Below are 25,052 nucleotides of genomic sequence, written 5' to 3'. Positions count from 1 at the left end.
TAATTTTAAAACATGGAAATAAATAAAAATAAAGAACTTTTTGGTTTTCAGCCTTATGAATATACAAGTTTTTTAGAAGGAAATTCACTAATCAGAGGTTATAAATATAAAGATAAATTTATATGTGATATAATGGAATACAAAGAGATAGGGAATTATTCTGAGTATGAAGATGAAGATATAATTTTTTATAGTCCAACAGAAATTAATGAAAATGGAGTTTTTTTCTTTAAAATAAAAAATAAATTTTTATTAACAGAAAATGAGAGCTTTCAATTCTATATAAACTTTCAAATAGATAAAGAAGATTTGAGTATTATAATTATTGAAGCTGCTTCAAAAGATAATGGCAATAAATACTATTGGACATATTCAACTATGAATTATTTAATTGAAACTACAAGTAAAAGATCTCAAGATATATATTTTGAATATTATCCTAATGAGATTGCTTTTGTTTTAAATAGATTTTTACTCTTAAAAAATATTACTAAAAGTGATGTAATTGGGAAACTTCAATCTTTAAAAACAGAAGAAAGATTAATTTCTGCGTTTTATAAATAATATTAAAAGAGTTATTCCATGTAGGAATAACTCTTTATTTAGAACTTTAAAGCAGACAACCATAATTATTTTGTTTCTAAGAAAGGAGTTTTAGTTCATAATGATTGTTTAGATTGGTTAAGTAAAGCAAGAAGTTTAAACGTAATCAGAAATGGCTGTGAGGTTGTTGCAGACAGAGCTGTAGGAGCATTAGGGAAAGGAGCCGAATATTTACAAATAACACCTAAATTTGGAAACCAATTAGGTAACGTAGTGGGAGAAAACTCTGGCTGGAGTTGGCATGTTGCGGCAACCAAAAATGGAATGGTGTATGATAGATTAACTGGATCTGCAGGAATGGCTATGAAAAAATATATACAACTATTTGAATATAATTCAGATCTAATGTTTGAAATTGTATCAAAAAGAACGGTAAAATAATATAAATGGAAACTAAAATTATAGAATTAATACATATCATTAAAAGACGACCAGGTATGGTTTTTTTTAACGGAACAAATGCTGTTTTAAAAGACTATATTCATTTTTTTGAAGGTGTTTTTTACAGTTTAGAGTTCGCTCTTAATATAAATTTTGAAAGAGAAATTTCAAAATGGTATCAGGAAAAAGTGAAATTTAAAGCTCCTAATATGAATTGGTTTGCACAGTTTGACCATGTTAATGAGAAATTATCTACGGAAGAAAAAGTTGCAAAATTATTAGAAACTTTAGAGGATTTTTTTTTAAATCATAATTTAAAATAAAAACTGTTCATTAAAATAGAATATTAAAAGGAGTAGTTTATCTGCTCCTTTCTTTTTCAAAAAGTCTATAACTTTGAAGAGAAGGCAACCATAATTATTATGTTTCTGAGAAAGGAATTTTGGTGCATAACAACTGCGAATATACAACAGAGTTTATAAAAGGATTTTATGTAAGAGGCATTACTACAATGGAAAATGGAGTTTATAAAAGAACTGTTCAAGGACTTGCTAATTATGAAGGAAAAAGTCTTTTTGAACTTGTAAAAGCATTTGAAGGTCAGGCTAGAGGAGCTGGAATGGATAAGGTCGTTATAAAGGGCGTTGATATTGTAGAAAGCAGATTAATGAATCCAAGAGCTGCAGAAATATTGGGATACACATATAAAGAGCTTAGTAAGAATAGTATAGAATTAGTAAAATTTTTAAAATGATTAAAAATATAAATATTGTTAAGTCTAAATTTAATAGAATAAAGCAAGATTTTTTTAAAACAGATTTATTTGAAAATTTAGAAAATAATATTCAACAACAATTAAATAGCAATATTTCATATTTAGATAATGAAATACCAGTTTTAGGATATTTTTCCTCTATTGATAAATTTTGGGTTCTTACCGATTTTAGATTAATTACCAATTTTACAAAAGTTTTGCTTGATGATATTGAAAAAATTGAAATACCGGAAATCTTTATAGAAGGAAAAAGCAATTACGAATGTAATAGCGTACAAATAATAAAAAAAGATAATACCGATTTTAAATTAAGTCTTGAAAATTCAACTTGGTATGTTGTATTTAATGTTTTACAATTTGTTATCCGAGAAAAAACTTAAAACAGCCCGCTGAGCAAAGTCTGTAACCTATATATATTTGATTAAATTATAAATTTCATGAACGACATACAATTATTAGAAAAATATAAAGATTATACATTAGATAGAATTGAAGATTTACTTTCGTGTCTGAGAAAGGAAGATTTGTCTATGATGCAATCAACAATGTTACTCGTTTTTAAATTTAAAATATCAATTACAGAAGCAGATAATTATATATTAAATTCTAACGCTTGGCAGGATAATAAACAATCTGTAGAAAAATTTAGGGATAATATTTTTAATAATATTGATAAACTAAATAATTAACATTAAATCTTACGACTGTTCAAAGTGAACAGTCGTTTTTTTTGGGTAAATGGAAACTAAGTATGTAATGTTCCAAAGTTAGTGATGACAATAGTTCTAAATATTAACTCATTGAAATCAGCTTCGGGATCAATTATTGGAAAGTCTCCGACAAGTTGGGTATGGCATCATGATATAAGTAAAGGAGCCATGCAATTAGTCCCAAAAAGTCAACATCCCAACATTCCTGGAGGAATATTTTGGGAAACACTACATCCAGGTAAAAAAGGAGGGTATTCTATATGGGGTAAATAAATAATCACAATAATAATTTTTATAAATATGAAACTTTTAGAATTAGTTAATTATTTTCGAAGTGGTGGCTCTTATGAAGAGTTTTGCGAATCACACTCATTAGATCAAGAATCTGAGGTTGTTGAAATTTATATGAAGCAACCATTAAAAATTGATAATGAATTAGCATTTTTTGAAATAGAAAAAACCGAAGGTAACTTTGAGTTTTCTGATAATGGGACAACGTATTGCAATTTATTTGATTTTTATTATTTTTTAGATGCTATTGAGGATTCTAATAATGAAGAAAATCAATCTTTCACTAATGAAGAGATAGCCAAACTTCTTTATAATTATGCAATTAATGATGCGTAAAATTAAAAACTAACCCGCTGCGCAAAGTCTGTGACTTTGAGTAGATAAAAATAACCCACCGCAATTGCGGTGGGTTTTATTTTATAGAATATTGCAATATTTTTTATGAATACGCTTTTCTAGTTTTACAATCACGGATATAAGTATCTATCAGATCGTAAAGTGTTTGCTTTTTGCTCTCCTCCAGTTGTTCCAAATCCTTAATTCTTTCTACCGTTCTTTTATCAAAAGAAAACCCTTGATCTTCCCAACTATATAAAATTCGACAAACAGTATTTTACAAGAGGTCGTTGGCTGAACGTAAACACAAATTACATTTACAGAGCAGATGGAACAAAATTGAAGAAGGTCTATAAATACAGTGAAGATTCTGTATTTAAACAAAAAACTACAGAATATCTTGACGGATTTCAATATGAAGTAATTTCTACTTCCGGTGATCCGTTGATCAAGTTTGTTTCTACTTCAGAAGGTTATTTCAATTTTGAAAATAATAAGTATATTTACAACTATGTTGACCATCTAGGAAATGTGCGTTTAAGCTTTTTAAACAACGGATCCGGAGCAGAAGTTCTTGAAGAAAACAACTACTATCCTTTTGGATTAAAACATGAAGGTTATAATGTATTAACCGGCAATCCTGCAAACCAATACAAAGAATTGCAGGAATTTGGAATGTATGATTATGGGGCGAGATTCTATATGCGGAATATTGGAAGATGGGGCGTGGTGGATCCTTTAAGCGAAAAAGGATATAATTTTTCACCTTATAATTATGCAATAAACAACCCTATAAGATTTATTGATCCGGACGGAATGTGGATTTCTATTACGGACGGACAAAATCAATATCGTTATTCTAATGGGCAAACTCAACATCAAGTAGATGGAAAATGGCAAGTAATTGATTCAAGTGTAACTTTATCAGATAATGTAAGAGGAATTGTTGCAGGTTTGTATGCATTAGAAAATGGTGGAGATATCGGCAAAGATTTAGTATCCTATTTTGACAACGCTAAGCATGATGTAAATCTTATGTATTCAAAAGGAGAATTTGGTGCGGGTAAAGAAAACTCTGACCCCTATAAAATTAGATCCTACTATGCCAAGGTCATTACCGCAGACAAATGAATATCAGGAATCTCCATTCTTTGTAAATCTTGGACATGAATTAGCACATAAGAAAGATCCTTCAAAATATATATTGTTTGGAACTTGGACTGATCCAACAATAAGTGCAGGTGAAATCTATGCAAGTCATGTTGAGAATATGATCAGAGCAGAAAATGGATTGCCTCTAAGAGTTTCCTATGGAGTTAATTTAAATAATAAAATTGCTAATGGAGTCGATCATAGAACAATACTAATCGACAGTACAGGAAACAGTGTTTATTATAATAATTACGGAAAAAATATACGTTTTGACATGAAGCCAGGTGACCCATATGATGCTTATCTGGATTGTACAGGATGTGGGAAACCTTTATCAAATAGATTTAATTATTATAATAACGCCAAAAAACAAAAAAAATGAGACTCTTTTTAATAGGTATTTTTTTACTTCTTGTTACTTCTTGTAAAGCACAGAATAATCAAAATTTAGAATCTGAAATTATTTCTTTTTTTAAAATTAGTGATAAGGATATTCAAACTTGTCATAAAGAAAGTGAAGAGCTTCGAAACAAAAAAACTGAAGAATGGATTATTGATAATATTTATGATCAGTGTATTGCTTATTATGAGCATTTTAATTTCTACAGAGATAATACTCTAAAAATGTTAAAAAAAACTTCCAATGATAAAGATTTTTTAATTATTAATTATATCAGTGATAACATATATATACCATACAGAACAAAAACTATTTTGAAAACTGAAAATAATTACTACGGTTTGAAACATTATTTTGAAGATCAAAACGGTCAATTTGTTGATAAAAATGAGGAATTTGAAGTTAGTAAATTTGAAAAAGAGACAATTGAAAAAATTGATGAGTATCTGAAAAAAGGTAAATCAGAATATGTTAGCAATAAAAGTAATGGACTAATTGGTACACACACACATTGGAGCGTTGTCGCAAGAAATAATGGAAAAGTTAAAATGATTGAACTGTATAGAAGATAATGGTTAATGTATTAGATATGTTGGTATCTAATATCCACGGGCACTAACAACTAAATTTTCAACAAAAAACATTAAAGAAAGAGTAATCTAAATGATTACTCTTTTTTTTACCATAAAAATATGCCTTTATGGAATTAAAACTTTATTCGTGTTCCAGATGTGCTAGTGAAAATTCAAAGGAAATATTACGGAAATAGAATGGAGAACTTCTATTGATGGTGTACTGAGAAGATATGACTACCAGTATGATGCTTTAAACAGATTGACAAATGGGAATCAAACTTATTCTTATTCAGAACTTAAAAAAATTTGGATTAATGGAGAAGAAAATGGATTAGGAGGTAACATTTTACAGTCTGAAATAGCTGCTACGTATATTGAGAATCAATTACGTAATGAACAAGTGTTACCTTTAAGAATAAGTTACAGTACTGATTTAAAAACTTAAACTACATTAGTAGATATTAGCAGCATTAAACTTTCTCCCCTAATATGATTAGTTTTAAAAACAGAATATTTACAATGCCAAATAGTGTACAACTTTTATTTTTGATAATATTGGCTAATATTATCTAATATTATCATATTAATTAAGCAATATAAAAAACTCATGTTATTAATTTATAATAATATAAAAAAAAATCCATTGATTATTTTATCTGTTTTTTTTCTAGTGAGTTGTGTTTCAACCCCAACTGATAATTTTAATATAAATCAGGGAATTTCAGTTGTTAAGATTGATGAAAAATTAAAAGATTCAATTCAATTATTAAATTTTAAAAACTCTAATGGAATCATTTTTCCTCAGGAATACGCAGAAAAAAAATTTGGAAATAAACAAAGATATTTTACTCCAAATTCAGAAATGATAAAAGAAACTGTATTACAACTAAAAAATCAATATTGCATTGCAATTAAAAATTTTAGAGACTATAGAAAAGAACAAACATTATCTGATTTAAAAAATGATACAGATAAGCTGAAAGAAGCTCTTAAGTATTATATAAAGCAAGATAAACTATTACAAAAAAATTGTCCTAAACACCAAGAAAAATTAGACTTTTCAGATAAGCAATTTATTGGTTTATATAATGAAAAAGGAGAAAAATTAATCTTAATCCAAATAATAAATTTTAAGAATGATCCTTACAACTTAAAACCAACATGTTATAGCTCTTGGATTGATGGTTGGCATGGATGGTTCGAAACTAACCTACAAATAATGCATTATAATTTGGAAACAAAGAAAATAACTGTAAACGATAATATTTAAAGAGGTATAATATTTCAAAGTTATTAATAATAGTAATTTCGGGAATGTTCCAGACGTGTTGATAATAAAATGTAGCGTTGAAGGTCAACGTTATATTTTTAAAAAGATAATAATATACTAGTTTATACCAAATTAATTAAACAACTATAGAAAAGAAAAAACAGCATCATTTTGATGCTGTTTTTTCTTTTATTTACTCCATTGATATAAAATTTTAACCATTAATTCCATTCAGTTTCTGATAGATCATCATCTTAATTTATTAAGAATCATATTGTAGAATTACAACTTTTTTACAACTAATTATATTTTTCTTTAGCTATTTTAGAATGATAATATCTATATAGAAATTCGTAACAGACAAACTCATTCATCCTATTTTTGGATCTAAAAATTCTATTGAGCATCATATGTATTAAACTTGCATTGAGATTATTCATAGGTAAAGAGCTATCATCTTTCAGAATGTCAACTATTTTATCTGAAATATCTGCTAGGTGATTATTTTTTGTCTTTAACATCTGAATTACCTCAGGATCATCTTCATCTTGCTCCATGAAAATTTCTATTATTTTTTTATTTTCTCGGAATTTATCATTAAGACTGGAATTAAGTCCTTTTGAATTAACAAATTCGCTTTTAAAGTTAGTACTTAGATTCTTTAATAAATCTCTTTTTTGTATTAACGAATAAGTAAATAGATCCAAGTGATAATCTATCGCTTTTATGGCAAATAACCACCTTTTTTCTTCATCATTATTGTAATAAGACAAAAAGTTAATAACCATATTACTATCATGATAAAAAATTGATTCAACTAATTCCATAGTTGATGCACCATACCTCTCTATTTCTCTATTATAAGTTTCATTTTGAACTTTCCAAATCGTATGATTTTGAACCAACGGATCCAAAATATTGTACATCATATTAATGACAATAGGTAATTGAGCAACATTGCATTGATAGCGTATTCTTAAATGAGAATTAGGGTCGTTATAACGGATAAAAAACCATTTTTCGATTACATTATTGGCTACTAAATGCTCCACAAGAGGTCTGATTTGATTGATCAGAAAGTTATCTGCTGTTTTAGATCCCGTATATACTTTATAGTATATCCAATCTTCTCCTATAATATTTAATCTTTTTATCATAATAAACTATTCAACTTTAAAAGAAACGATAAATTCGTTTGAATAACAATTACCACTCAAATCATTAACAATAGAATCATCAAAATTATGCAGAAATTCCGTTAACTTAAATGTTGAACGGTTTTTAACGGTAAACAATAACATTTTAACAGATGTTGCATTGGTTAGATTAATTAAAAGTTCATTGTCTCCCTCAGATAATAAAATATATTCTGGAAAGGAAAAACGTTCTCTTAAAATTTTAACTGCAGTTAATAATTCAGCATCATCTGTTATTTTCAGTAAATGTTCGATATCACTATTTTTCATGAACCAAGTGGCCGGAGAAAGTATAATATTTTTATATTCTATCCTGGGAAAGAAAGAATACAATGATTCAAAACTCATTAAAGGAAGACCACCCCCTCTATTTTGAGAATTAAACTGCATATCACAAAGAAAATGATACACCGGTAATGCTCTTGGATTAGAGAAATTATGGGCATTGGTTAATCTGGGAATGATTTCCTTATTTAGTTTTGAATGTCTTAAAAATAGCCGATCATTTTTGATAGATATGGTAAGGTCTTCTATACTTATTTGATGGTCCGTATCTTTTGTTGATTTGGCAAGATATGGAATTTCAAAATCTCTAAATGATGGACGTGCTAAAATATTTCCTACCCGAGATTCAGGAAGATGAACGATTTCTGCAATTATAGAATTGGACTTTAATTTTTCAAAAGAAATAATATCTGAAACATGTTTATTAATTAAATCATCACTGTGACAAAACCTTGCCATTAGATTTGCTGCGCTACTGCCACCCCAGCCGGTAAATGAGATTTTATAATCAGCTTTTTCTTTAACAATTTCTGCAATTACAGAGATCGTAGGAGGCAAATTATCATCACTTGCAAGATCTATATTTTTGAAATCATCATCTGTTATAATTACTATAAGTTCGTTATTTTTTATAGCCAACGAGAATTTTTCCTGAAAGATATCATCAGTTAATGACCATTTTAAATCTTGAATTGTGCCTGAATGCTTACTTCTTATCGGCAAATTATCGATTAATGGGTTGAAGTCATCACTTTCTACTTTTGAACCATAACCAATTCCTATTTCAGGATCTAATGCTACCATAAGCGGAATTTCCATATTTTCATAACGCTCATAAAACATTTCCTTGAACTTATTCAGATATGATTTATGACGTTCGATTGAAATTTTATTAAGAAGCTTAATGGCGGGGATCAGCTGCTCGACAATTTTTTGTTCTAAATAATTATTTTTCGATGTTGAAATCAGATCACACTGAAATAAATTTTTTAGATCAAAAGGTACTTCAAAAGTTTCGATGAGTTTTTTTATATCATAATACTTTTCAGTGGGATTTCCAATGTGATGATCTAATATATTGATATCGTTTAATATACGTTTTAGTGTAGCTGCATGTGCTAGGTTATTTTTCTCTAAAATTGAAATGAGCTGATGCTGATATTCTTCTCCTGTTACATTGGGTTCTAATTCAAAAACTAAAATTTGATTTAAAATTATTTCATCTATAAATTCCTCCGACTCTTGGTCTTCAAACCCAAGATCAGTTAATACTTTAATGAGACTATTTTTTGTTGCACCATTACGTGATGTTGAAAGAATTTTTTCCAGATACTCCGAGTGATCTACTGCAACAATTTCATACATTCTGTTACCGTTTTTATAATGATACTCAACATATCGATACTTATCTGCTATCTTAAATAAGCTTGAGTTGGGATAAAGCTTCAAAGCATTTTTTATTTCATCTGTTTTTAGGAGCTCATAATAATATGAAACCATAAAATTCATATCCAAACGGGTATGACGTCTGTATTGAGATGGATCATCAAGCTGTATCTCTGTCTCGGAAGATATTAGGCCAATGGAACAGGAAGCAAAAAGACCGTACGGAGTACATCTTGATGACATTCTTGAAAGGTATTTTAATAATGTATATTTTAATTTTTCAATCTTGGCCTCATTTTTCTTCAGGTTATTGATCCAGTCATCAAGATCTGCCAGAAAAGAAGGGGAAGCAAGAAATATGGCCTCTCTAATTGTTGGATGAGCAATAAGTTCTTTGAATGTATTATCTGAAATAACTGTTTCTTTCGTCAAATCTTTATAAAAATTCAACGAAAGAAGTGGAGTTCTCATTACGTATTTTTCAAATGGTTTATAATTTTTCTTATTCATATTTTAATTAAGTAAAAAAAAGGAATCCCAGCTAGAATAAGTATTCTGTAACTGAGCATCAAGTAAAAAGATTCCGACACCAATTAGGCCATCTAACATTCCAATATTGTTACGATAGTCATCAGGCCCATTGTATTTTTTAAAGCCTGCGATTCCATCATTAAAATCACAAAATTTCAGCGTTTGATTAACAAAGTGATGATAAGCGTCCTTGTGATTTTTATCCTTGGTCAGTAAATACAATTTTAAATGAAGATAGCCGACGCTTGAAGATCCGTGGCAGAAACCTGCATCAAATATTTGGTCTGAATATAATCTTTTTAAGGTTGAAAAAGCTGTTTTCTTCGAAATATCGATTAATACAGAATCTTCTAAAATTATTCCCGCTTTATATAAACCAAAGGCTACGGACTGATCTCCGTAACACCAGCCCAAATGTACATCATAATTAGCTGTTTCTTTATTTACTGCAATTCCAGGAAAAATGATATTGCTCTCAAGATCTTTATTTTCAAATGATTTGACACTGTAAGCAGATTTTTTAATGATACTTTTAATATTCTCTTTTTCTGGATACAGTTCGTAAAACTTTGAAAAAATAAGGATATAAGAAATATGACCATGCGCTAAACCCAAATTCGTCTGATAACTCGTGTCACTTACATTACACTCACTTTTAGCAAAGAATGTAAACTCACATTCTATATCTACAATTTCTGCAAGCTTATCAAAGAAATCCACTAGTACCTTTTGATGTAAATTTTTAGGTCTGGAAATTAGATAATGGGCAAGGCCGAATATACCGTGAAGAAAATCAATTTGTTCAACTCGATCATCATGAGATAGCTGATCAACCCGCTTTAGAAAATGTCTGATATTTTCGTAGAGTATCTCATCGATAGAATCTAATGCTTCACTTAAATCTATTGATGTCAGATTTTTCTCTGTTACAAAATTTAACATCTGACCTAAGCCACACAGCCCATCACAATAGGTTAGCCCGATAATATTGCTATTGTCATCCAGATAAGTAAAACAAAATTCAATAAATTTATCAATTTTATCAATATATTTTTGATCGCTTTTATATTTATGTAAAAGCCCATAGAAAATGGGAACACCTCCGATTCCTGAAAATAAAGAAAGGTTTTTGTTATATAAAGGATTTTCTAAAATCTCATCTAAAAAAATCTCTATTTCATTAATTTTATTTGATATATCCATTATAATTTATATTATAATAAATGCTCTACAAAGTAGAGCATTCAATAATTAATATACCTATTAATCTTAACAAATTGTTTGATTTTTTTCAGATTGATAAATTGGTGTTAATCCGTCATCAGGTTTTGTATTATTTGTCGGCGGACATTTGTCAAATGAATTATAAGTGTTCGGATCACCTCCAGTGCATAGGCCACAAGTAAATGTTCTATTAGTACTTGCCGCAAGACCTCCTTGAACTGAAGCAGATTGTTCAGCAGTTAGTTTAGTAATCCTTTCCTTGTTTAAATTCAATTTTTTTTTCATAGGAATAAGTTTTTAAATTATAAAATTAATTTTTGTATTTCAAATATAATAAAAAATTCATTAAATAAAACTTTTTGGTTAAATAATTATTTAAAACATCGAAGTAATAATTATGGCTTAAAGGTACTATAGTGTAGCAACATGATAATTATTATATTTCATTTGATGATATCATATCACATTGGCTAACTTTGTTAGGACATACTTCTTATACTTTTTAACTTTAAGAGTATAAGAAGTGTGTCTAAAAAATAGTTGCAAGTTTCAAGATTTTCAATCTTTCAATATCGCAGTACTGGAAACTTTTAATCAGCAATAAATATTTTCTTCTTGGCAATATCAATGGTCAAGACATTACCCAGCCAATCAATACTGGTCTTGCCTTCATAGATCAGTCCATCAACAAATGCAGCGTCTAAGTTTTCTACTTTGCATAGTTTATTAGTGGTATTTATTTTCGAAAGTTTTCCGATATAGTAATTATTTTCTTTTTTGAAATCGCTTTTGACAGGAACTGCTTTAAAATCTGCTTTTTTCAAAGCCAAAGCTTCCATTAACTTGGAACTGAACCAAAAGGAATTTTTTCCGGCGCCACTGTCCAGTAAAGTCTGGATCTTCAGAGTGTCATTCAAGTCGACGTAAGCAAAAATATCGATCGCTTTCCCTGCATAATCTGCTATTTGGATATCAATGTTTTTTTGGCCTTTTGTAGATCTGTCGAAAAAGATTTTTTTGGTGTTATAGTCAATCGTGACAGATGTATTTCTGAAGGGCTGCAATGAGATCATCCCGTCAATGTCTCCAAATTCCAGATCTACAATCGTGTATTGCTGATCACGAAATTGTTTACCGTTGATTTCCATACTTTTGGCGTTATAGAGGTCTACGTTCAATTCTTCACCGGTCGCTCTGTGTCCGACAAAAAAATTGTTGGTCTTTTTATTTTTAATTTTATTGGAAAATTTTGTAAATATTGCATTGAGACCCGCTCCGGTATCAAGAATGAATTTTCCTTCCACATTGTTGATCTTTGCCTTGATGATAATGTGTCCATTACTATTGAGTTCAAAGGGGATTTGTGCTTTTGTTTTTAAAGAAAATATTAAAAATATAAGAAAAATGCTGGTTGTGAATATTGATCTTTTCATGATTGATTTTTATAGTTGTGATAAACTGCAGGATAGAATGTTGGGCGTAATTTTTTGTTCAATGGTTAAAGCTTTGATCTCAATTTTTTGATGATTTCTTCCGCATTTTTATTCTGAGGATTTAGTTGTAAAGCTTTTTCATAATTCTTGATGGCCGGTTCAAATTCTTCCAGTTCAGCGTAAGTTTCTCCTAAGCTATCATAGGTATTGGCGCTTGAAGGATACAGCGAAGCGTTCAATTTAAATAATTCCAAAGCATCTTTCAGCTTTTTTGAGAAATCAATTTGTATCCCCATATATTTACTTCGTTTTCTGTTAAAGTGAAATCCCTATTTTTTAATTTTAATTTCTTGGCTGTTTCAATGGCATTTTTATATCCTTTTTTATCTAAAACGACTTTCAAAGATTTTGCTGAAGGCGACATTCCGAAACCATTGGCTTCTTTCATATCCGGGATAATAATCCAGCCAGTTCATCTATGAAAACATCAGGAGTTCCACCGGATAAATTGGTCAGTACGATAATGGAAAGGTTATCTTTAGGATACACAAATACAGCTGATCTTCCTCCGCCAACGGGTGCCAAGGCAGGGTGTTCTGCTCTGTCTACAGTTGGCCAGCCAGCCGCGTAACCGTTGAGAAGTCTGCTGAATCCACCTGTTTTGCCATTGTTCAATAAGTCGGGTTTCCACAATGCTTCCAAACTGGATTTTTGCTTTAGTAATTCCATATTCTGTAATGCGATGATCCATTTTGCGAATTCATTGGCTGTGGAGCTCATTCCTGCAGCTGTTTGTAATGGAGCAGGGAAGGAGAAGAACATATTGTTGAGTTTACCTTTGGAAAACTGGTAGCTGTTAGCTGCATTGGGAACCAATTCTTTTGTGGCTCCGAAACCGGATCTAATGGTTTTTTCTATACCTACTTTTTGCAATTGCCCTTTGGCAATGAATTCCTGGAACGTCATTCCACTCAGCTTATTGATGATCAGACCAAGCAAATAATAATTGGTCTGGTTGTATCTGAATTCTTCACCAGCTTTGTAGTCGTTGGGCATGGCAATGACCTTTTTCAGAGCTTCATCAAAATTATCAGCAATCATAACCGCTTCCTCTTCATCTACAAGGTCAGGAATTCCGGATGTATGAGACAACAATTGCTGGACTTTGACCGATTTCCAAGTTTCCGGAATATCCGTTAGGTATTCTGAAATTGGCGTATTTAGTTTTACCTTTCCTTCTTCTACCAATTGCAAAATGGAAACACCAACGAATGCTTTGGTAATGGAGTTAATGGTAAACACAGATTTATCAGTTACTGCAATGGAATCCTGAATATTGGCCAATCCATAATATCCTGTTTTTATAATTTTACCTTGTCTTACAATGGCTAGCTCCAATCCCGGAATTTTACGTTTCTGCATTTGATTTTGTATGAATACATCAATGCTGTCTGTCTGGGAGAAAACGGAGATGGTGCAGGAAAATAATAAAATGAAGGCTAGCGGAATTTTTAAAATTGGGATCATATTAAGTTGAGTTTTTTACGGTTATTACTAAAATTTAAAGATGTCAAAGATAGAAAATGAAGTATAAATATTCCGATCATTAATTTGAAATGATGATTAAAAACTGCATTGGCAGGCACACATAGATTTATGAAGTATCATTTTATTATTATATTTTAGGAAAGCTTTATTTCTGATCTTTCAATATGGCTGAAAGGGCATCTGATATATCGAAAATTTTTCCATTGTGGTTATTGCCTAATAAGATGATGGTGAACTGTTCATCAAGATCAGAAACTAAGATCGCTTCATAATTTCCGGCTCTTCCATCGTGTGAATGCGATAATAACTTTTCATTTCTATATGTTGCTTGTCCCAGTGCTGACTGAGTTTCCGGTAAACCAAATTGCTGTCCGAGCTCATCAACAGATTTTGAACTAATTATTTTATTTTTATGAAGATAATCTGTCCACTTTAAAAGATCTACCGTTGTTAAATACGTTCCTCCGGTTATGGGCAGGTCAGCTTTGTCTGGAACTAAATCATTGTTAAATCCACGGGCAATATTTTCTTCATTTTCAAATGGAGTCAGAATTGAAGAATTCATTTTACAAGGTTTGAATATGAATTTTTCTGCGTACTTTTTATAAGGCATTCCTGTTAATCTTTCAACAATGAACTGCCTCAGAAAAATGTTATTGTTATTATAGTCGTAGTTGGTGCCAGGTTTAAAATCAAGCGTGTCAATGAGCATTAAACCATCAAAAAGGTCTTTGTCATTTCTAATCTTTTTCCAGTTGACGTTAGGGATTCCGCTTGTATATTGTAGCAGATCCTTGATGCGAACATCATTGGCCCATTTGGGTAATTCGGGAATAAATTTAGATACCTTGTCGTCTAATTTTAATTTGCCTTTTTCTTGCATCTGTAGTAATGCTACGGCACTGAATTCTTTAGTGATAGAGCCAATATTGAATTTGTAATCAGTCGTTAATTTTTTAGTTTTTGCAGCATCGGTAAATCCGAAAGAAGCACTATAAATTATTTTATTATTTTTTGATACAAGCACATTTCCATTAAATAAACCAGCTTGATGTGACCGTTTCATAAGAGAGTCAATTTGATTTATCTTGTCTGTTTGGGCAGATAAGCTGTGTAAGGAAAGTAAGAAAATCGCAAAAATTGAGATTAGTTTTTTATAATGTTTCATTTGTACATATTTATGCTTGTTGAAATTGAGATAACTTTCTATGCAAAGATATGTTTATTTTTAAATACTATGCAATACAAAGTAGTGAATAAATTTATTTTGTGTTGTTAGTAGAAGTATTTAATGTTCAATTGAAACAATTTATCTTATTTTTGGTAATACCGTTTTACCTGTTGTTCTTATTTTGAAGGTTTTGGGTTTCTATAAAAATTTTTAAAAGAGTTCCAATCAATTTTTTACATAATATTTGATTCCTCAGACAGCGGTATTTCATATGCATCTCTCATAGCATTTTTTCATATTCAATGATATATAATAAGCAGATCATATTTCAACGATCCTAATTCCATAGGAGGTTTTTCTGATTTTCTATAGCAAATATATTCCGTGGTCACGGCTGAAAAAAATCTTTTTGGGTATCCGGAATCGGAGATTCCAAACCCTCCGCAAAAACATTTCTAGCTTCCATCAATGTTCTTTCTTATTGTCTTCAAGGAATTGATTACAGTTTTCCTTGTGCCTGCCTGAATGGTGATCTGCATAGAAAAAGTCAGAAACCTCACAAGATGCAATCGCAGTTCATTGAAATTTGATCCTTATTATTCCCTTGGTAAAAATCATCTCATTAGATGTTGTTATAAATCAATTGATCAGATTCTTTTATAAATCGAATGATCAGATTCTTTAATAAACCAATTAGGCTAAAGTTATTATAAATCGATTGGTCAGACTCGATTATAATCCAAGTCATCAGATGATAGACTCAGATAGAGAATAGAAAAAAGTCAACGTTTCCTTCAATCTGCAATCATAGGTTTTTAAATGTAAGTGCGGGAAAAACAGGTCTCCGCCGTACTCGGAGCAGGAAATATGAAATTCAATATTGTCAACGAAATTAAATTGAGCTACTCAAGAAAAGGAAATTGTGAAAGGTCGATCTCATCTTCATTGGATGCGGTGGATGTTTTTAGGGCGCATTTTGATGCGGAAGAAATGGATTACAGGGAATCATTCTTTGCGCTGTATCTGAATCAGGCGAACAAGGTTTTGGGAATCAAGAAAATATCGGAATGCGGTATTTCTTCAACCTTAGTGGATGTGAGAATTATTATGCAGGCGGCTCTTCTTTGCAATGCTTCGGGGATCATTGTTGCCCACAATCATCCTTCGGGAAATCTGAAACCATCCGGTTATGATATTAAAATGACCGCACAGATCAAGGAGGCTGCAAAGATTCTGAGTATGAATTTGCTGGATCATGTGATCCTGACTTCGGATTCTCATTATTCATTTGCGGATGATGGAATAATCTGAGAAAGGGCAGTCGAAATTTTCGGGTCTTTTAAGAATGGTTGTTTGTATCAGTATTGATTTAAAGGTAGCGACTTGATGTAATGCAACGAAATGAATATTGGAGACCCAAAATTTTAAGATCTCTCAGAGGAGCTTTTATTACAACAATGCATATTAAAATAGGGCAACTCTATGAATAGTGAAGACCAATATTTTAGGTCTCTCAGAGCAGCTCTAATACAACAATACATATTAAAATAAGGCAATGCTATGAATAGTGAATACCAATATTTTCGGGTCCTTCATGAGGAGTTTTTAGAAGAACAATACATCTTAAAATAACGCAACAAGACAATTAATGAAGACCCGAAATTTTAGAGTTTCTCAGGAGGAACTTTTGAAAATATGGCAAAGCTTGAAAGCTTCTCTGGGGTAGCATTTGGTAATATAGTACCTATTAAAAACAATAAGAATAATTAAAATACCTAATAAAATCAACATCATGAACAACATCGGAAATCACACGGCAATTTCAGAGGTGAGTACTTTATTGGTACTTCGTCACCGTAACAATTCTGTCGGCATTGTACAATCGGTCAATCCATCCGGAAATCTTAGAGACGTTCCGCCTGACCGTAATAAGGTAGATACAATCATGCGGATCGATTCTTCGGAGTATTCTTTTACGGACTTCTATTCAGATTTTTACCATCAGCTGAAAGATCCCTCTGGATATTCATTTTTTAAGGTGAGGGAATTCGAGGCGCACGATACAGCCATCGATTTACAGGAGTACATTGATTGTTTATCAGAGGTTGAGAGACAAGATCTGAAAGTGGTTGAAGTGTCTATTGAAGCGATCAATGCGATCAGAAATAAGAAAACCAATGAAAAGGAGACTTCTGCTTTGAAGAAGGGTTGTAATAACGGGTCAGTTACTAGTAATAGTAGTTCTCAATACCGCTATCAGATCGAGGATGTTCCGTGGGACACGATGGCTGAATTGGGTCTTGACAGGGAAAAGTTGGAAGAAATCGGTGCGTTGGATGCTCTCTTGAAAGGCTATAAAACACCGATGTTAATTCCGATACTTTTTAATGATGGGAAAACGGTAAATCAAATTGATGCACGGTTGCAGTTACGGATCGATGATGATGGAGAATTGGTCGTTAAGGTGCATCGGGTTTCTAAGAAAGTGGATTTCAGAAAGAAGTTTAAGGGTCATAAGTTTACGAAAGAGGATAGGGTCAATCTTTTGAATTCAGGGAATATGGGGAGAGTGGTGGATCTTATCGATACAGTTACAGGCGAGATAATTCCTTCATTGATAAGTTTGGACAGGCTGACCAATGAGCTGATTTCTTTGAGGATGGAATTTGTACGGATTCCTAATGTGCTTTGCGGTGTGAGATTGGATTCGGAGCAGAAACAGGTGCTATGTGATGGGAAAGCTTTGTTTATTGAAAATATGTTGTCGAAGAAAGGGAAGCTTTTCTCTGCTATGGTTCAGTTCAATACAGATAGACAGTGGATGGAGTTTTTGTTTGATAATAAGTTTAAAAGTTCTGGTTTTAGCGGAGTACATCATTATCAAAGGGGAGTTCCTTCACATTTTAGAGGTGTAAAGCTTCGAAGATGGCAGATGGATAAGCTGAAGGCAGGGGATGTGGCTTATATCAAGGGCTTAGAAAGCAGAAAAGGGAAGGAGTATCAGGGATATATGAGTTTTGATAAGACGATAGGGAGAATTGTGTTTTCTTTTAAGAATCCGAAGAAGAAATAGGAGAGTCGTGAAGATGTTTGTGGACTCTGGAAGAAGGGAGTAAGTAAATTGATATAATTTTTTTAGTAACCTGCAAGGTCTATTGACTTTGCAGGTTGCTTTGTTTGAGTTTTAAAAAGTGAATGAATGGTGAAAATCGGGCGGCAAAAATGCAATTCCTCCTTGTGGTCGGAAACGCATTTTTGCGGAGTTTGGAGCAACCCCATTTCAAAAACATTGCCAGACTAGGCTCTTCTATGTTTTTGAAAAAAGGTTGCGAGAAGTCAATGATCATAATTAGTACAATTTTTGAGAATTTAATGTACTTGGTCATTTGAATAATTAATTATGGTTTACTATATCAGGTTTAATATATTAATATTACATGTAAATTTTGACTTTTAAATTTCGAAAATTTCGCTTCTAATTGGTTTATAAGATAGATAAATTGAAATAGGAATAGTACAATGCTGTAGGTATTCTTGCATTATTTTTAGAGAAACCTCCGGAGCTAATCCTCCATTTGATGAGCCTAATAATGGGAATGCAATGGACATTATTCCACGATCCCTATATGTAGTCATAAATTTTTCCAGACCTTTTTCTAAATACATTTCATTGCTTGGCTGACGCCAGTCGTATTTCGTAGGAAAATTTAAAATCCATTTATTAGGCATTTTATATATCCAAAGCTTACCTATATTCAACAGTCCTCTGCTGCACATCCTCTGATACTCCAAAAACATAGAAGGATATCTCTTCTTGTATTCTAGAGCAAGCCCTTTTCCCATCACGCCGATACAGTTTACCGTATTTACAAGGGTTTGGGCGTTGCTTTCGAAAATATTTCCTGATTCAATTATTTCCATTTTTAATAAAAAAACTCTATTGCTTCAACAAGACTTTTGAATTTTTGCTCGTACTCATCATTGAATGAAAGAAGTGAGCTATCACTATTAAGTGTTAATAATTCATCTTCACCATACAAAAATAGTCTTTTTTTCAAAGACTGGTAGCCGGCAGCATCGCACTGATAATAAATAAATAATGACTGTACAAATTCACTTAGGGGAACTTCTAACTTAACTCCCATTGCGTTGATTTCTGCGCAGGCGTCAGCTGTAAAAAACTCTTCATTAGTATTTAAAAACTTTCCAATAGGATCGGCGTCAATAACAATTTTCATTATCTCAAAAGATCTTTCAGACAAAGGGAGTATTTCTTTGTTTCTGTCCAAAATTTCGAGTGATTTTTTATGTTGTAATTTCCTGTTTTTCTCTTCGACAGCAACCGGCTTTCCTATGTCATGTAACGCAAGACATAGCAGGTATTCTTTTTCAGTAGGAAAGAATGTTTGCTTTCCTGAAAAATAGCATAAATAATTACTAATCACTTCACGTGTGTGTTGTTCTAGATTAAGGTCATCAGGCCCTCCAATTGACCTTCCAAACCAATATGAAAACTCAGGTTGTAGTTTTAGAGAAGAGAATAAACCGTCAACATCAACATCTGGAGAATTCATCCAATTGTCAAGCGCTGCCCTTGAGAACGTTAGATCGAAATTATAATCTTCTGTATTGGTCTGAACCAACCATTGCCGTCCTCTGTAGTTATAGAATATTTTATATTTAATATGTTCCAGGTAGCCCTGAAATACTATATTCTTGTCACCAAAGGTCGTAATCCAATCATTATTGTTGAATTGACTTTTGATAGCACTTTTAATAGAGTGCCATTCTGAAGTACTTGAATGCTGTAGAATAAAAGTACCATCGTGGGGTATTGTTATGGAAGCTTTAATTTGATCAGAGTTCTTATCGATTTTGATCTGTGCATTATCTCCATTGTAGAAACTTTCATCAATCTTTATCTTAGAACGATATCGGGGAGCTAAATCACCCAGCATTGATAAAAGGCTTTCTTTCGCACTTTCATTTTGTACAACTAGATCGAAATTACAATCAGATAAATCTAGCTGGTCTTTTAATAAAAACTCTTGATGAGAGGCAATTCGAAATCTCTGCCAACTGAGAGGTGGCATGTTTTGATAAACACCCTCAAAGTCAAATTTTTTAAGGATTTCGATATCTTTACCATATTCGGTTTGGGGTGATGCTAATGAACCTATACTAACATTCCAGTCCTGTTCTAATGCCTCTTTCAACGGAATAACAAAAAACACCGGTACAGGACAGATTGGATCACTTCCTATTTTTTCAAGTGATTCGTTCCCTCTCCCAAGATTTTCTATATAATATTGAGTGGGTGTCTTAGGCCTAAAATAGAATCTCGCAAAATCTTTTCGATCATCAATCGTTTGAGAAATTATTCCAGATCCTGCGCTGTCCAGAAAAACAGCACTACCTCTGCACTTAATCGCTTTTTCCCTAATTATAGACACAGCATTATTGAGATGGCTGAAATGGTAAATCATTGGCTCTGCTGAACCATTGAACTGCTCTAAACCTTTAATAAGAAATTCTTTGGGATTATCTGAATAAGCTTCTATTAATTCAGCATTGCGCAAAGTACTGTCATTCCACTGTTTTTGGTAATCAGCCTTTGGTTTGTGATTAAAGTCGTGTTCGAATTCCATAGAAGTGCTTTCATCTTCTATCTGTTCTTGTGAAGTTTCAGGCGCAACTGCAGTAATTTGCAAGATATCTGCAACAGGTGGTAAGACTAAGTTTTCTTCTTCGAAATACTCTTTAATTTCTGCAATAGATGAGCCTAGGAGAAATCTTAATTCGTTGGCATAGTTTTTTACTTTGAAAATTTCGCAAAGCTTGTCCGGAAGTGTCATCATTAATTTTGGTGATTTCCAGGGCTTCGTTAAATAAAGTGTATTTCTATCGAAATGAATGTGTACTTTTTTTCGCAGATCAACACCATAAACTATAAAAATTTCTGATGCCTCTTTGAATTCCAATTGATCAAACTTATATTTAAGATCATACAACATTTCTTCATAACCGCTTTGTCGTTCAGTTTCCATCAATTTTGCCCAAAATGGGATAATTTCATTAAGTCTCTCGTGAAGATCAGAATTAATTATATCACTTGATGTTTCCACGCCAAATCGGTCTTGGCTTAAGACTTCGATACCTAGAATTTCTAATAGAGTTATAAGCTCAGGATGATTTCGTGCATCAGCATCCAAATAAATAAATTTATATGTATCTCCGAAAATCGAATTGTCACCGTCTTTATAGTATTTTAGTGTTGTGCTCGATATATATTTCCCGTCTTTATCCAAAAGTTCAACTTCAAGAGCCCAAGCATGAACTTTTTCTCTGATTTCTGTTCCCCAAGATAAACATTTATCGAGCAGATATTTGTAAATAATATTGATACTTGCTTTATTTCCAACAGATGGATCCTGAGAGATATTTTTTAATAATAATAGGTAGTCATCAAGATCTAAATGTTGTTTAAAATTAAAAAACTCTCGCCAGTCCGCATTTAATTCAGGTCCGTTGAACACGGGTAAGTAAGTGCCACAAAGCTTCACATTATCAGGATTGTTTAAAATCACATAATCTGATGACAAGCATTCACCTGTTTTAACAGGAATACTAGGCATGTTTTTCACATACCATTTTAAATAGTTCTCAATGTCTTTTCCATCAATCCAACTTGGTTTATATCGTTTACCACTGTAGCCGATAGCAGACGTTGAAATCACTGATGGTGAAATATTGTTTAAAACGTCGTTCCAAAAAATAGTTGCGAAATTACCATTATTTATGGTATGTTCAAGCAAATTTAAGCTAATCAGATTTTTTATCTCTTCTGTGTGGTAATCGTTTTGTAACCAGTTATATGTATGCTCTCTGCGATTAATAAAAGCTTTTTCTATGTTTTGTCTTTCCAGTGTTCCTACCGCAGTTCTCTCAACGTATTTGACTGTGTCAATTCCTTCATTAACGCCAAGTGCCAGGAAAAAAGCCTTCCATTCCCTGATTTTAGTTTCATCAGAAACATAAACACTATTAACGTATATATCTTCTGTCAATATACCGTCTATTGACAGCCGGGGTCTATATTTATTAGAGAGAAAACAATTTCTTGCTGGTGTAAGAGTGTTATTTGTTGTTAGAATTCTTAGATTCTTGAGCTGGCTGAAAATTTCGGGACTTAGTTTTCCTTGATCAAATAGATTGAATATCCTTGTTGTCTCTTTTACAGCATTTGAAGTAGTGATATATGTAGAGATGTGAGGAATAACTCTTTTTATTACGAAGGTAAGATCGGATTTTTCTACAACTCCTAGGTTCTCTAACCACGTTTTAGTCTCAGGTAATGTATCAAGCCATTCCTGTAAAGCCGGATTTATAAAAGAGAGATCTGTTTCTTCTTCGTAAGTTTCTCCAGTTGCAGGAAAAAAAACCTCTTTAGGGGATTTTAATTCATTTCTGTGATTAAGTATGAAAGGCCAAGATTTTAATATTTCATTAGTGAGTTCATTGATGTCGGCATTCTCTGCTACTTCTTTTAAGTGAATAATTAGAAGTTTATTATTTTCCAGCGTATGTTCTGCAACAAATGCTGGGTTTTTTAGAACGAATTCTACGTGCGGCCAGGTAAAACCTATAACTCCAGCTTTTTTTAGTTTACTTTTGTAACCAATCTCTTTAACAAACGGAGTGGCTGCTATAGTAGGCCGGATACCATTTCCCATTATTTCGGACCGTATAAATTGAGGATCGAAAAATGAGCGATTTGATAGGTTTGTGTAGTCTATAATTGTCTCGTCTGTTTTTAAAAGCTCATTTTGTTTGTTAACCACAAAAGGAACCTCTTTTAAAGCTTTTACCAGACTTGTATTGTATGCATTTGCAAGATTATTAGGAAAAGGAAGCTTTTCAGGTAGAATACTGTAGGCATCGTATTTTTGTTCCTCAACCATTGACGCAATCCATTTTATCAATTCACTGGGGATGCTGTCAAAAAGCCATTCGTTAAAAGGGGAGTCCTGATGAAGGCTTTCCCTGTTAGCAACAGTGTAAAATGAAGCATTGACAAGTACCGGAATATCATAATTTTTTTCCTCAGTTGGTAAATAAGCATATAAAAGCCGTTCCAAAGCATCTAATTTTTGAATTTTATCAAGTACAATTTTGGCAGCAAAAGTAATATCCACAACTGATGTAGCTTTAAGTTTCTCTGGAACGTCTCTGTCTTCAGCAAGTTTTCTTTTAGTTATCTCGGGAACAGGTAATGTAATTGTATGTTTTAGCCAATTGGCTTTTTCTTCTCCGTTGACCTTAATTACAGTATTTCCTTCTTCTTTATCAATAATTTCAATGCTTGTGGTTGCATCACTCTGAAATGATAGCGCAGCAATATTTTTTAGGAATAAATACATGTTGGCGTTTGATGCTAACTGTGCAATTCCTTTTTTTATTTCTGTTATGTTCTTAAGCTTTATGATAGTTGCTACCGTCCAATCACCCGCGCTTAGAAATTCATTAATAGTAGTGTCAACTTCGCTGACTTCTGTATAAATAGGAATAATTTGCCACGGCATTTCGAAACTCTGTCCTGTTTGGACCTCCCAACTTTGTTGACTTTCTCCCCATTTTTCATTCCAATTATGTATGTAATTTGCATCAAAACGGAAATATTCACCGTCGGAATATACAGTTACATACTCAGATTGCCCAAAGACCGATTTAAAGCCTATACCTTTAAAACCTGTCTTGTCTAGTGCATTTTTTTTTGTTCCGTCGTCGATGCCGGTAATTCCACGTACGTCACGCTCATCGAATTGTTTGCCAGTATGAGCAACGACAAGTGTGTCACCGAACATTTTTATCATTAGACTTACCTTATTTCCATCAATGGAGGAATCATCGGCATTTTGGATTAGCTCATAGATAAAACGTGTTGTTCCACTATAAAGATCTGAGGATAAATATTTGAGTGACCTTGCTTGATTTACGACCTGATGGGGTTTTTCATAATCTGTATTTCCTTCAAATGTATTGTGAATTACTGTTCGTAGCGACATATATTAATCGATTATTAGTTGATGGCTTTATTATCTAAATTACTTAAAATTAGTTTTAGACAATTACGTATTTCCGTAAAATGATTGTAAAAAACTTTTCAGCGAAATTTCGTGAAAATATATGTTTTAAATTACCGTATATATACGGTATCTCTTATTACGAGTTAGGCTTTAAGCAAATTTGATAGTTTTGATAAATTATTAATCTTTTCTGGGAATACATTCATATATTTTGAGAAACATAAACATACACGAACAAAATATCTTTCGACAAGTAAATGTAATTCTCTATTATTTGTATTATGGTAAGATGTGTACGTACCAATTTAGCGTCTAGTTAAAATTAAGTATAAAACTGCAAATGTATTTTGGAAGAAGCGATGAAATACTCTGGGAAAGAGGGAAAATAGAAGAAAAAAATACTTCTGCTCAGAAATAGAATTACTTTAAAGAAAAAGGACTACGCTGAGAAAAAGTTTTTTGGAGAATTTTTATGCGCTTAAAGCTCAGGAAAATTTTACGGAAACCAACTTTTATTATAACAATAAACTAACAAACACCCAATAAAAGAAAGTCCATTTTCTTTTAATGAAATACAATATACTGATAATATTTTAGTTTCCCATTTTAATCTAAAATGAGAATTTAAGGTTAAAAAAATCTACAAATCTCGAAAAGAAAATAGAAATTAGAAGAGAAAAATGATTTATTAGTAGAGAG

General features: G+C 31.9%; 25 protein-coding genes. 14 read left to right on the top strand and 11 right to left on the bottom strand.

Annotation, left to right across the window (positions count from 1 at the left end; translation table 11 throughout):
- The first annotated feature begins 12 nt into the window (after nt 1–12).
- The 12 genes from SB689_RS05350 (at nt 13) to SB689_RS05295 (ending at nt 6,493) form a co-directional block, all read left to right on the top strand.
- Nucleotides 13–564 carry a hypothetical protein gene (locus SB689_RS05350; protein ID WP_410691131.1) on the top strand — a complete coding sequence of 184 codons (552 nt, stop codon included), beginning with the start codon at nt 13–15 and terminating at the stop codon, nt 562–564.
- A gap of 252 nt (nt 565–816) precedes the next feature.
- Nucleotides 817–984 carry a hypothetical protein gene (locus SB689_RS05345; protein ID WP_410691130.1) on the top strand — a complete coding sequence of 56 codons (168 nt, stop codon included), beginning with the start codon at nt 817–819 and terminating at the stop codon, nt 982–984.
- 5 nt (nt 985–989) lie between these two features.
- Nucleotides 990–1,307, top strand: coding sequence for a hypothetical protein (locus SB689_RS05340; RefSeq protein WP_410691129.1), 318 nt, complete (start codon nt 990–992; stop codon nt 1,305–1,307).
- 188 nt (nt 1,308–1,495) lie between these two features.
- Nucleotides 1,496–1,738, top strand: a complete 243-nt coding sequence (locus tag SB689_RS05335; RefSeq protein ID WP_410691128.1) for a hypothetical protein — start codon at nt 1,496–1,498, stop codon at nt 1,736–1,738.
- Nucleotides 1,735–2,139 (top strand): hypothetical protein, encoded by a 405-nt coding sequence (locus tag SB689_RS05330; RefSeq protein ID WP_410691127.1) that lies wholly within the window; start codon nt 1,735–1,737, stop codon nt 2,137–2,139. Before SB689_RS05335 ends, SB689_RS05330 begins: the two co-directional genes overlap by 4 nt.
- A gap of 57 nt (nt 2,140–2,196) precedes the next feature.
- Nucleotides 2,197–2,448: a hypothetical protein gene (locus tag SB689_RS05325; protein ID WP_410691126.1), complete on the top strand. Its 252-nt coding sequence runs from the start codon at nt 2,197–2,199 to the stop codon at nt 2,446–2,448.
- An 84-nt stretch (nt 2,449–2,532) separates the two neighbouring features.
- Nucleotides 2,533–2,742: an HNH endonuclease gene (locus tag SB689_RS05320; RefSeq protein ID WP_410691125.1), complete on the top strand. Its 210-nt coding sequence runs from the start codon at nt 2,533–2,535 to the stop codon at nt 2,740–2,742.
- Nucleotides 2,743–2,769: 27 nt separating this feature from the next.
- The gene (locus SB689_RS05315) at nt 2,770–3,096 is read left to right on the top strand and encodes a hypothetical protein (protein WP_410691124.1); all 327 of its coding nucleotides are present in this window, start codon (nt 2,770–2,772) and stop codon (nt 3,094–3,096) included.
- Nucleotides 3,097–3,435: 339 nt separating this feature from the next.
- On the top strand, nt 3,436–4,227 hold the full coding sequence (locus SB689_RS05310) for an RHS repeat domain-containing protein (protein WP_410691123.1): 792 nt from the start codon (nt 3,436–3,438) through the stop codon (nt 4,225–4,227).
- Nucleotides 4,199–4,630: a hypothetical protein gene (locus SB689_RS05305; protein ID WP_410691122.1), complete on the top strand. Its 432-nt coding sequence runs from the start codon at nt 4,199–4,201 to the stop codon at nt 4,628–4,630. The genes SB689_RS05310 and SB689_RS05305 overlap by 29 nt, the downstream gene beginning before the upstream one ends.
- On the top strand, nt 4,627–5,220 hold the full coding sequence (locus SB689_RS05300) for a hypothetical protein (RefSeq protein ID WP_410691121.1): 594 nt from the start codon (nt 4,627–4,629) through the stop codon (nt 5,218–5,220). Before SB689_RS05305 ends, SB689_RS05300 begins: the two co-directional genes overlap by 4 nt.
- A 610-nt stretch (nt 5,221–5,830) precedes the next feature.
- Entirely contained in the window at nt 5,831–6,493 is a 663-nt protein-coding gene (locus SB689_RS05295) for a hypothetical protein (RefSeq protein WP_410691120.1), read from the top strand.
- A 299-nt stretch (nt 6,494–6,792) separates the two neighbouring features.
- Here the strand turns inward: SB689_RS05295 and SB689_RS05290 are convergent, their stop codons facing one another.
- The 9 genes from SB689_RS05290 to SB689_RS05250 form a co-directional block, all read right to left on the bottom strand.
- Nucleotides 6,793–7,650 carry a thiopeptide-type bacteriocin biosynthesis protein gene (locus SB689_RS05290; protein ID WP_410691119.1) on the bottom strand — a complete coding sequence of 286 codons (858 nt, stop codon included), beginning with the start codon at nt 7,648–7,650 and terminating at the stop codon, nt 6,793–6,795.
- 6 nt (nt 7,651–7,656) lie between these two features.
- Nucleotides 7,657–9,870 carry a lantibiotic dehydratase family protein gene (locus tag SB689_RS05285; RefSeq protein WP_410691118.1) on the bottom strand — a complete coding sequence of 738 codons (2,214 nt, stop codon included), beginning with the start codon at nt 9,868–9,870 and terminating at the stop codon, nt 7,657–7,659.
- 3 nt (nt 9,871–9,873) lie between these two features.
- Nucleotides 9,874–11,094: a lanthionine synthetase LanC family protein gene (locus SB689_RS05280; protein ID WP_410691117.1), complete on the bottom strand. Its 1,221-nt coding sequence runs from the start codon at nt 11,092–11,094 to the stop codon at nt 9,874–9,876.
- A 66-nt stretch (nt 11,095–11,160) separates the two neighbouring features.
- A complete protein-coding gene (locus SB689_RS05275; protein ID WP_410691116.1) occupies nt 11,161–11,400 on the bottom strand; it encodes a class I lanthipeptide in 240 nt (79 codons plus the stop codon).
- Between the two features lie 305 nt (nt 11,401–11,705).
- Nucleotides 11,706–12,548: an aspartyl protease family protein gene (locus SB689_RS05270; protein WP_410691115.1), complete on the bottom strand. Its 843-nt coding sequence runs from the start codon at nt 12,546–12,548 to the stop codon at nt 11,706–11,708.
- A gap of 65 nt (nt 12,549–12,613) precedes the next feature.
- Nucleotides 12,614–12,844, bottom strand: a complete 231-nt coding sequence (locus tag SB689_RS05265; protein ID WP_410691114.1) for a tetratricopeptide repeat protein — start codon at nt 12,842–12,844, stop codon at nt 12,614–12,616.
- Complete coding sequence (locus SB689_RS05260; protein ID WP_410691113.1) at nt 12,811–12,996, bottom strand: hypothetical protein; 186 nt, start codon at nt 12,994–12,996, stop codon at nt 12,811–12,813. The genes SB689_RS05265 and SB689_RS05260 overlap by 34 nt, the downstream gene beginning before the upstream one ends.
- A complete protein-coding gene (locus tag SB689_RS05255; protein WP_410691112.1) occupies nt 12,993–14,075 on the bottom strand; it encodes a serine hydrolase domain-containing protein in 1,083 nt (360 codons plus the stop codon). Before SB689_RS05255 ends, SB689_RS05260 begins: the two co-directional genes overlap by 4 nt.
- A 166-nt stretch (nt 14,076–14,241) precedes the next feature.
- A complete protein-coding gene (locus SB689_RS05250) occupies nt 14,242–15,162 on the bottom strand; it encodes a serine hydrolase domain-containing protein (RefSeq protein ID WP_410691111.1) in 921 nt (306 codons plus the stop codon).
- Between the two features lie 972 nt (nt 15,163–16,134).
- On the opposite strand from SB689_RS05250, the gene SB689_RS05245 reads away from it, so the two are divergent.
- A complete protein-coding gene (locus SB689_RS05245; protein WP_410691110.1) occupies nt 16,135–16,578 on the top strand; it encodes a JAB domain-containing protein in 444 nt (147 codons plus the stop codon).
- Between the two features lie 481 nt (nt 16,579–17,059).
- Complete coding sequence (locus SB689_RS05240; protein ID WP_410691109.1) at nt 17,060–18,340, top strand: DUF3945 domain-containing protein; 1,281 nt, start codon at nt 17,060–17,062, stop codon at nt 18,338–18,340.
- Between the two features lie 380 nt (nt 18,341–18,720).
- Here the strand turns inward: SB689_RS05240 and SB689_RS05235 are convergent, their stop codons facing one another.
- Together SB689_RS05235 and SB689_RS05230 are read right to left on the bottom strand one after the other, a co-directional pair.
- Complete coding sequence (locus tag SB689_RS05235) at nt 18,721–19,188, bottom strand: macro domain-containing protein (protein WP_410691108.1); 468 nt, start codon at nt 19,186–19,188, stop codon at nt 18,721–18,723.
- Between the two features lie 2 nt (nt 19,189–19,190).
- Complete coding sequence (locus SB689_RS05230; protein ID WP_410691107.1) at nt 19,191–24,332, bottom strand: DarT ssDNA thymidine ADP-ribosyltransferase family protein; 5,142 nt, start codon at nt 24,330–24,332, stop codon at nt 19,191–19,193.
- Nucleotides 24,333–25,052: the final 720 nt, after the last annotated feature.

It is taken from the genome of Chryseobacterium sp. SIMBA_038 (assembly GCF_046535115.1).
Lineage (GTDB): Bacteria > Bacteroidota > Bacteroidia > Flavobacteriales > Weeksellaceae > Chryseobacterium.
The sequence above is the reverse complement of the archived record's forward strand: the minus strand, read 5'-3'. Positions and strand labels throughout refer to the sequence as shown.

Bases quoted from the DNA above. Each gene is read 5' to 3' on its own strand.
- SB689_RS05250 (WP_410691111.1), bottom strand. From the start codon at position 15,162: ATGAAACGGTCACATCAAGCTGGTTTATTTAATGGAAATGTGCTTGTA.
- SB689_RS05350 (WP_410691131.1), top strand. From the start codon at position 13: ATGGAAATAAATAAAAATAAAGAACTTTTTGGTTTTCAGCCTTATGAA.
- SB689_RS05275 (WP_410691116.1), bottom strand. From the start codon at position 11,400: ATGAAAAAAAAATTGAATTTAAACAAGGAAAGGATTACTAAACTAACT.
- SB689_RS05255 (WP_410691112.1), bottom strand. From the start codon at position 14,075: ATGATCCCAATTTTAAAAATTCCGCTAGCCTTCATTTTATTATTTTCC.
- SB689_RS05300 (WP_410691121.1), top strand. From the start codon at position 4,627: ATGAGACTCTTTTTAATAGGTATTTTTTTACTTCTTGTTACTTCTTGT.
- SB689_RS05260 (WP_410691113.1), bottom strand. From the start codon at position 12,996: ATGAAAGAAGCCAATGGTTTCGGAATGTCGCCTTCAGCAAAATCTTTG.
- SB689_RS05265 (WP_410691114.1), bottom strand. From the start codon at position 12,844: ATGGGGATACAAATTGATTTCTCAAAAAAGCTGAAAGATGCTTTGGAA.
- SB689_RS05315 (WP_410691124.1), top strand. From the start codon at position 2,770: ATGAAACTTTTAGAATTAGTTAATTATTTTCGAAGTGGTGGCTCTTAT.
- SB689_RS05340 (WP_410691129.1), top strand. From the start codon at position 990: ATGGAAACTAAAATTATAGAATTAATACATATCATTAAAAGACGACCA.
- SB689_RS05285 (WP_410691118.1), bottom strand. From the start codon at position 9,870: ATGAATAAGAAAAATTATAAACCATTTGAAAAATACGTAATGAGAACT.
- SB689_RS05320 (WP_410691125.1), top strand. From the start codon at position 2,533: ATGACAATAGTTCTAAATATTAACTCATTGAAATCAGCTTCGGGATCA.
- SB689_RS05325 (WP_410691126.1), top strand. From the start codon at position 2,197: ATGAACGACATACAATTATTAGAAAAATATAAAGATTATACATTAGAT.
- SB689_RS05270 (WP_410691115.1), bottom strand. From the start codon at position 12,548: ATGAAAAGATCAATATTCACAACCAGCATTTTTCTTATATTTTTAATA.
- SB689_RS05230 (WP_410691107.1), bottom strand. From the start codon at position 24,332: ATGTCGCTACGAACAGTAATTCACAATACATTTGAAGGAAATACAGAT.
- SB689_RS05240 (WP_410691109.1), top strand. From the start codon at position 17,060: ATGAACAACATCGGAAATCACACGGCAATTTCAGAGGTGAGTACTTTA.
- SB689_RS05295 (WP_410691120.1), top strand. From the start codon at position 5,831: ATGTTATTAATTTATAATAATATAAAAAAAAATCCATTGATTATTTTA.
- SB689_RS05330 (WP_410691127.1), top strand. From the start codon at position 1,735: ATGATTAAAAATATAAATATTGTTAAGTCTAAATTTAATAGAATAAAG.
- SB689_RS05335 (WP_410691128.1), top strand. From the start codon at position 1,496: ATGGAAAATGGAGTTTATAAAAGAACTGTTCAAGGACTTGCTAATTAT.
- SB689_RS05245 (WP_410691110.1), top strand. From the start codon at position 16,135: ATGAAATTCAATATTGTCAACGAAATTAAATTGAGCTACTCAAGAAAA.
- SB689_RS05305 (WP_410691122.1), top strand. From the start codon at position 4,199: ATGCCAAGGTCATTACCGCAGACAAATGAATATCAGGAATCTCCATTC.
- SB689_RS05280 (WP_410691117.1), bottom strand. From the start codon at position 11,094: ATGGATATATCAAATAAAATTAATGAAATAGAGATTTTTTTAGATGAG.
- SB689_RS05290 (WP_410691119.1), bottom strand. From the start codon at position 7,650: ATGATAAAAAGATTAAATATTATAGGAGAAGATTGGATATACTATAAA.
- SB689_RS05235 (WP_410691108.1), bottom strand. From the start codon at position 19,188: ATGGAAATAATTGAATCAGGAAATATTTTCGAAAGCAACGCCCAAACC.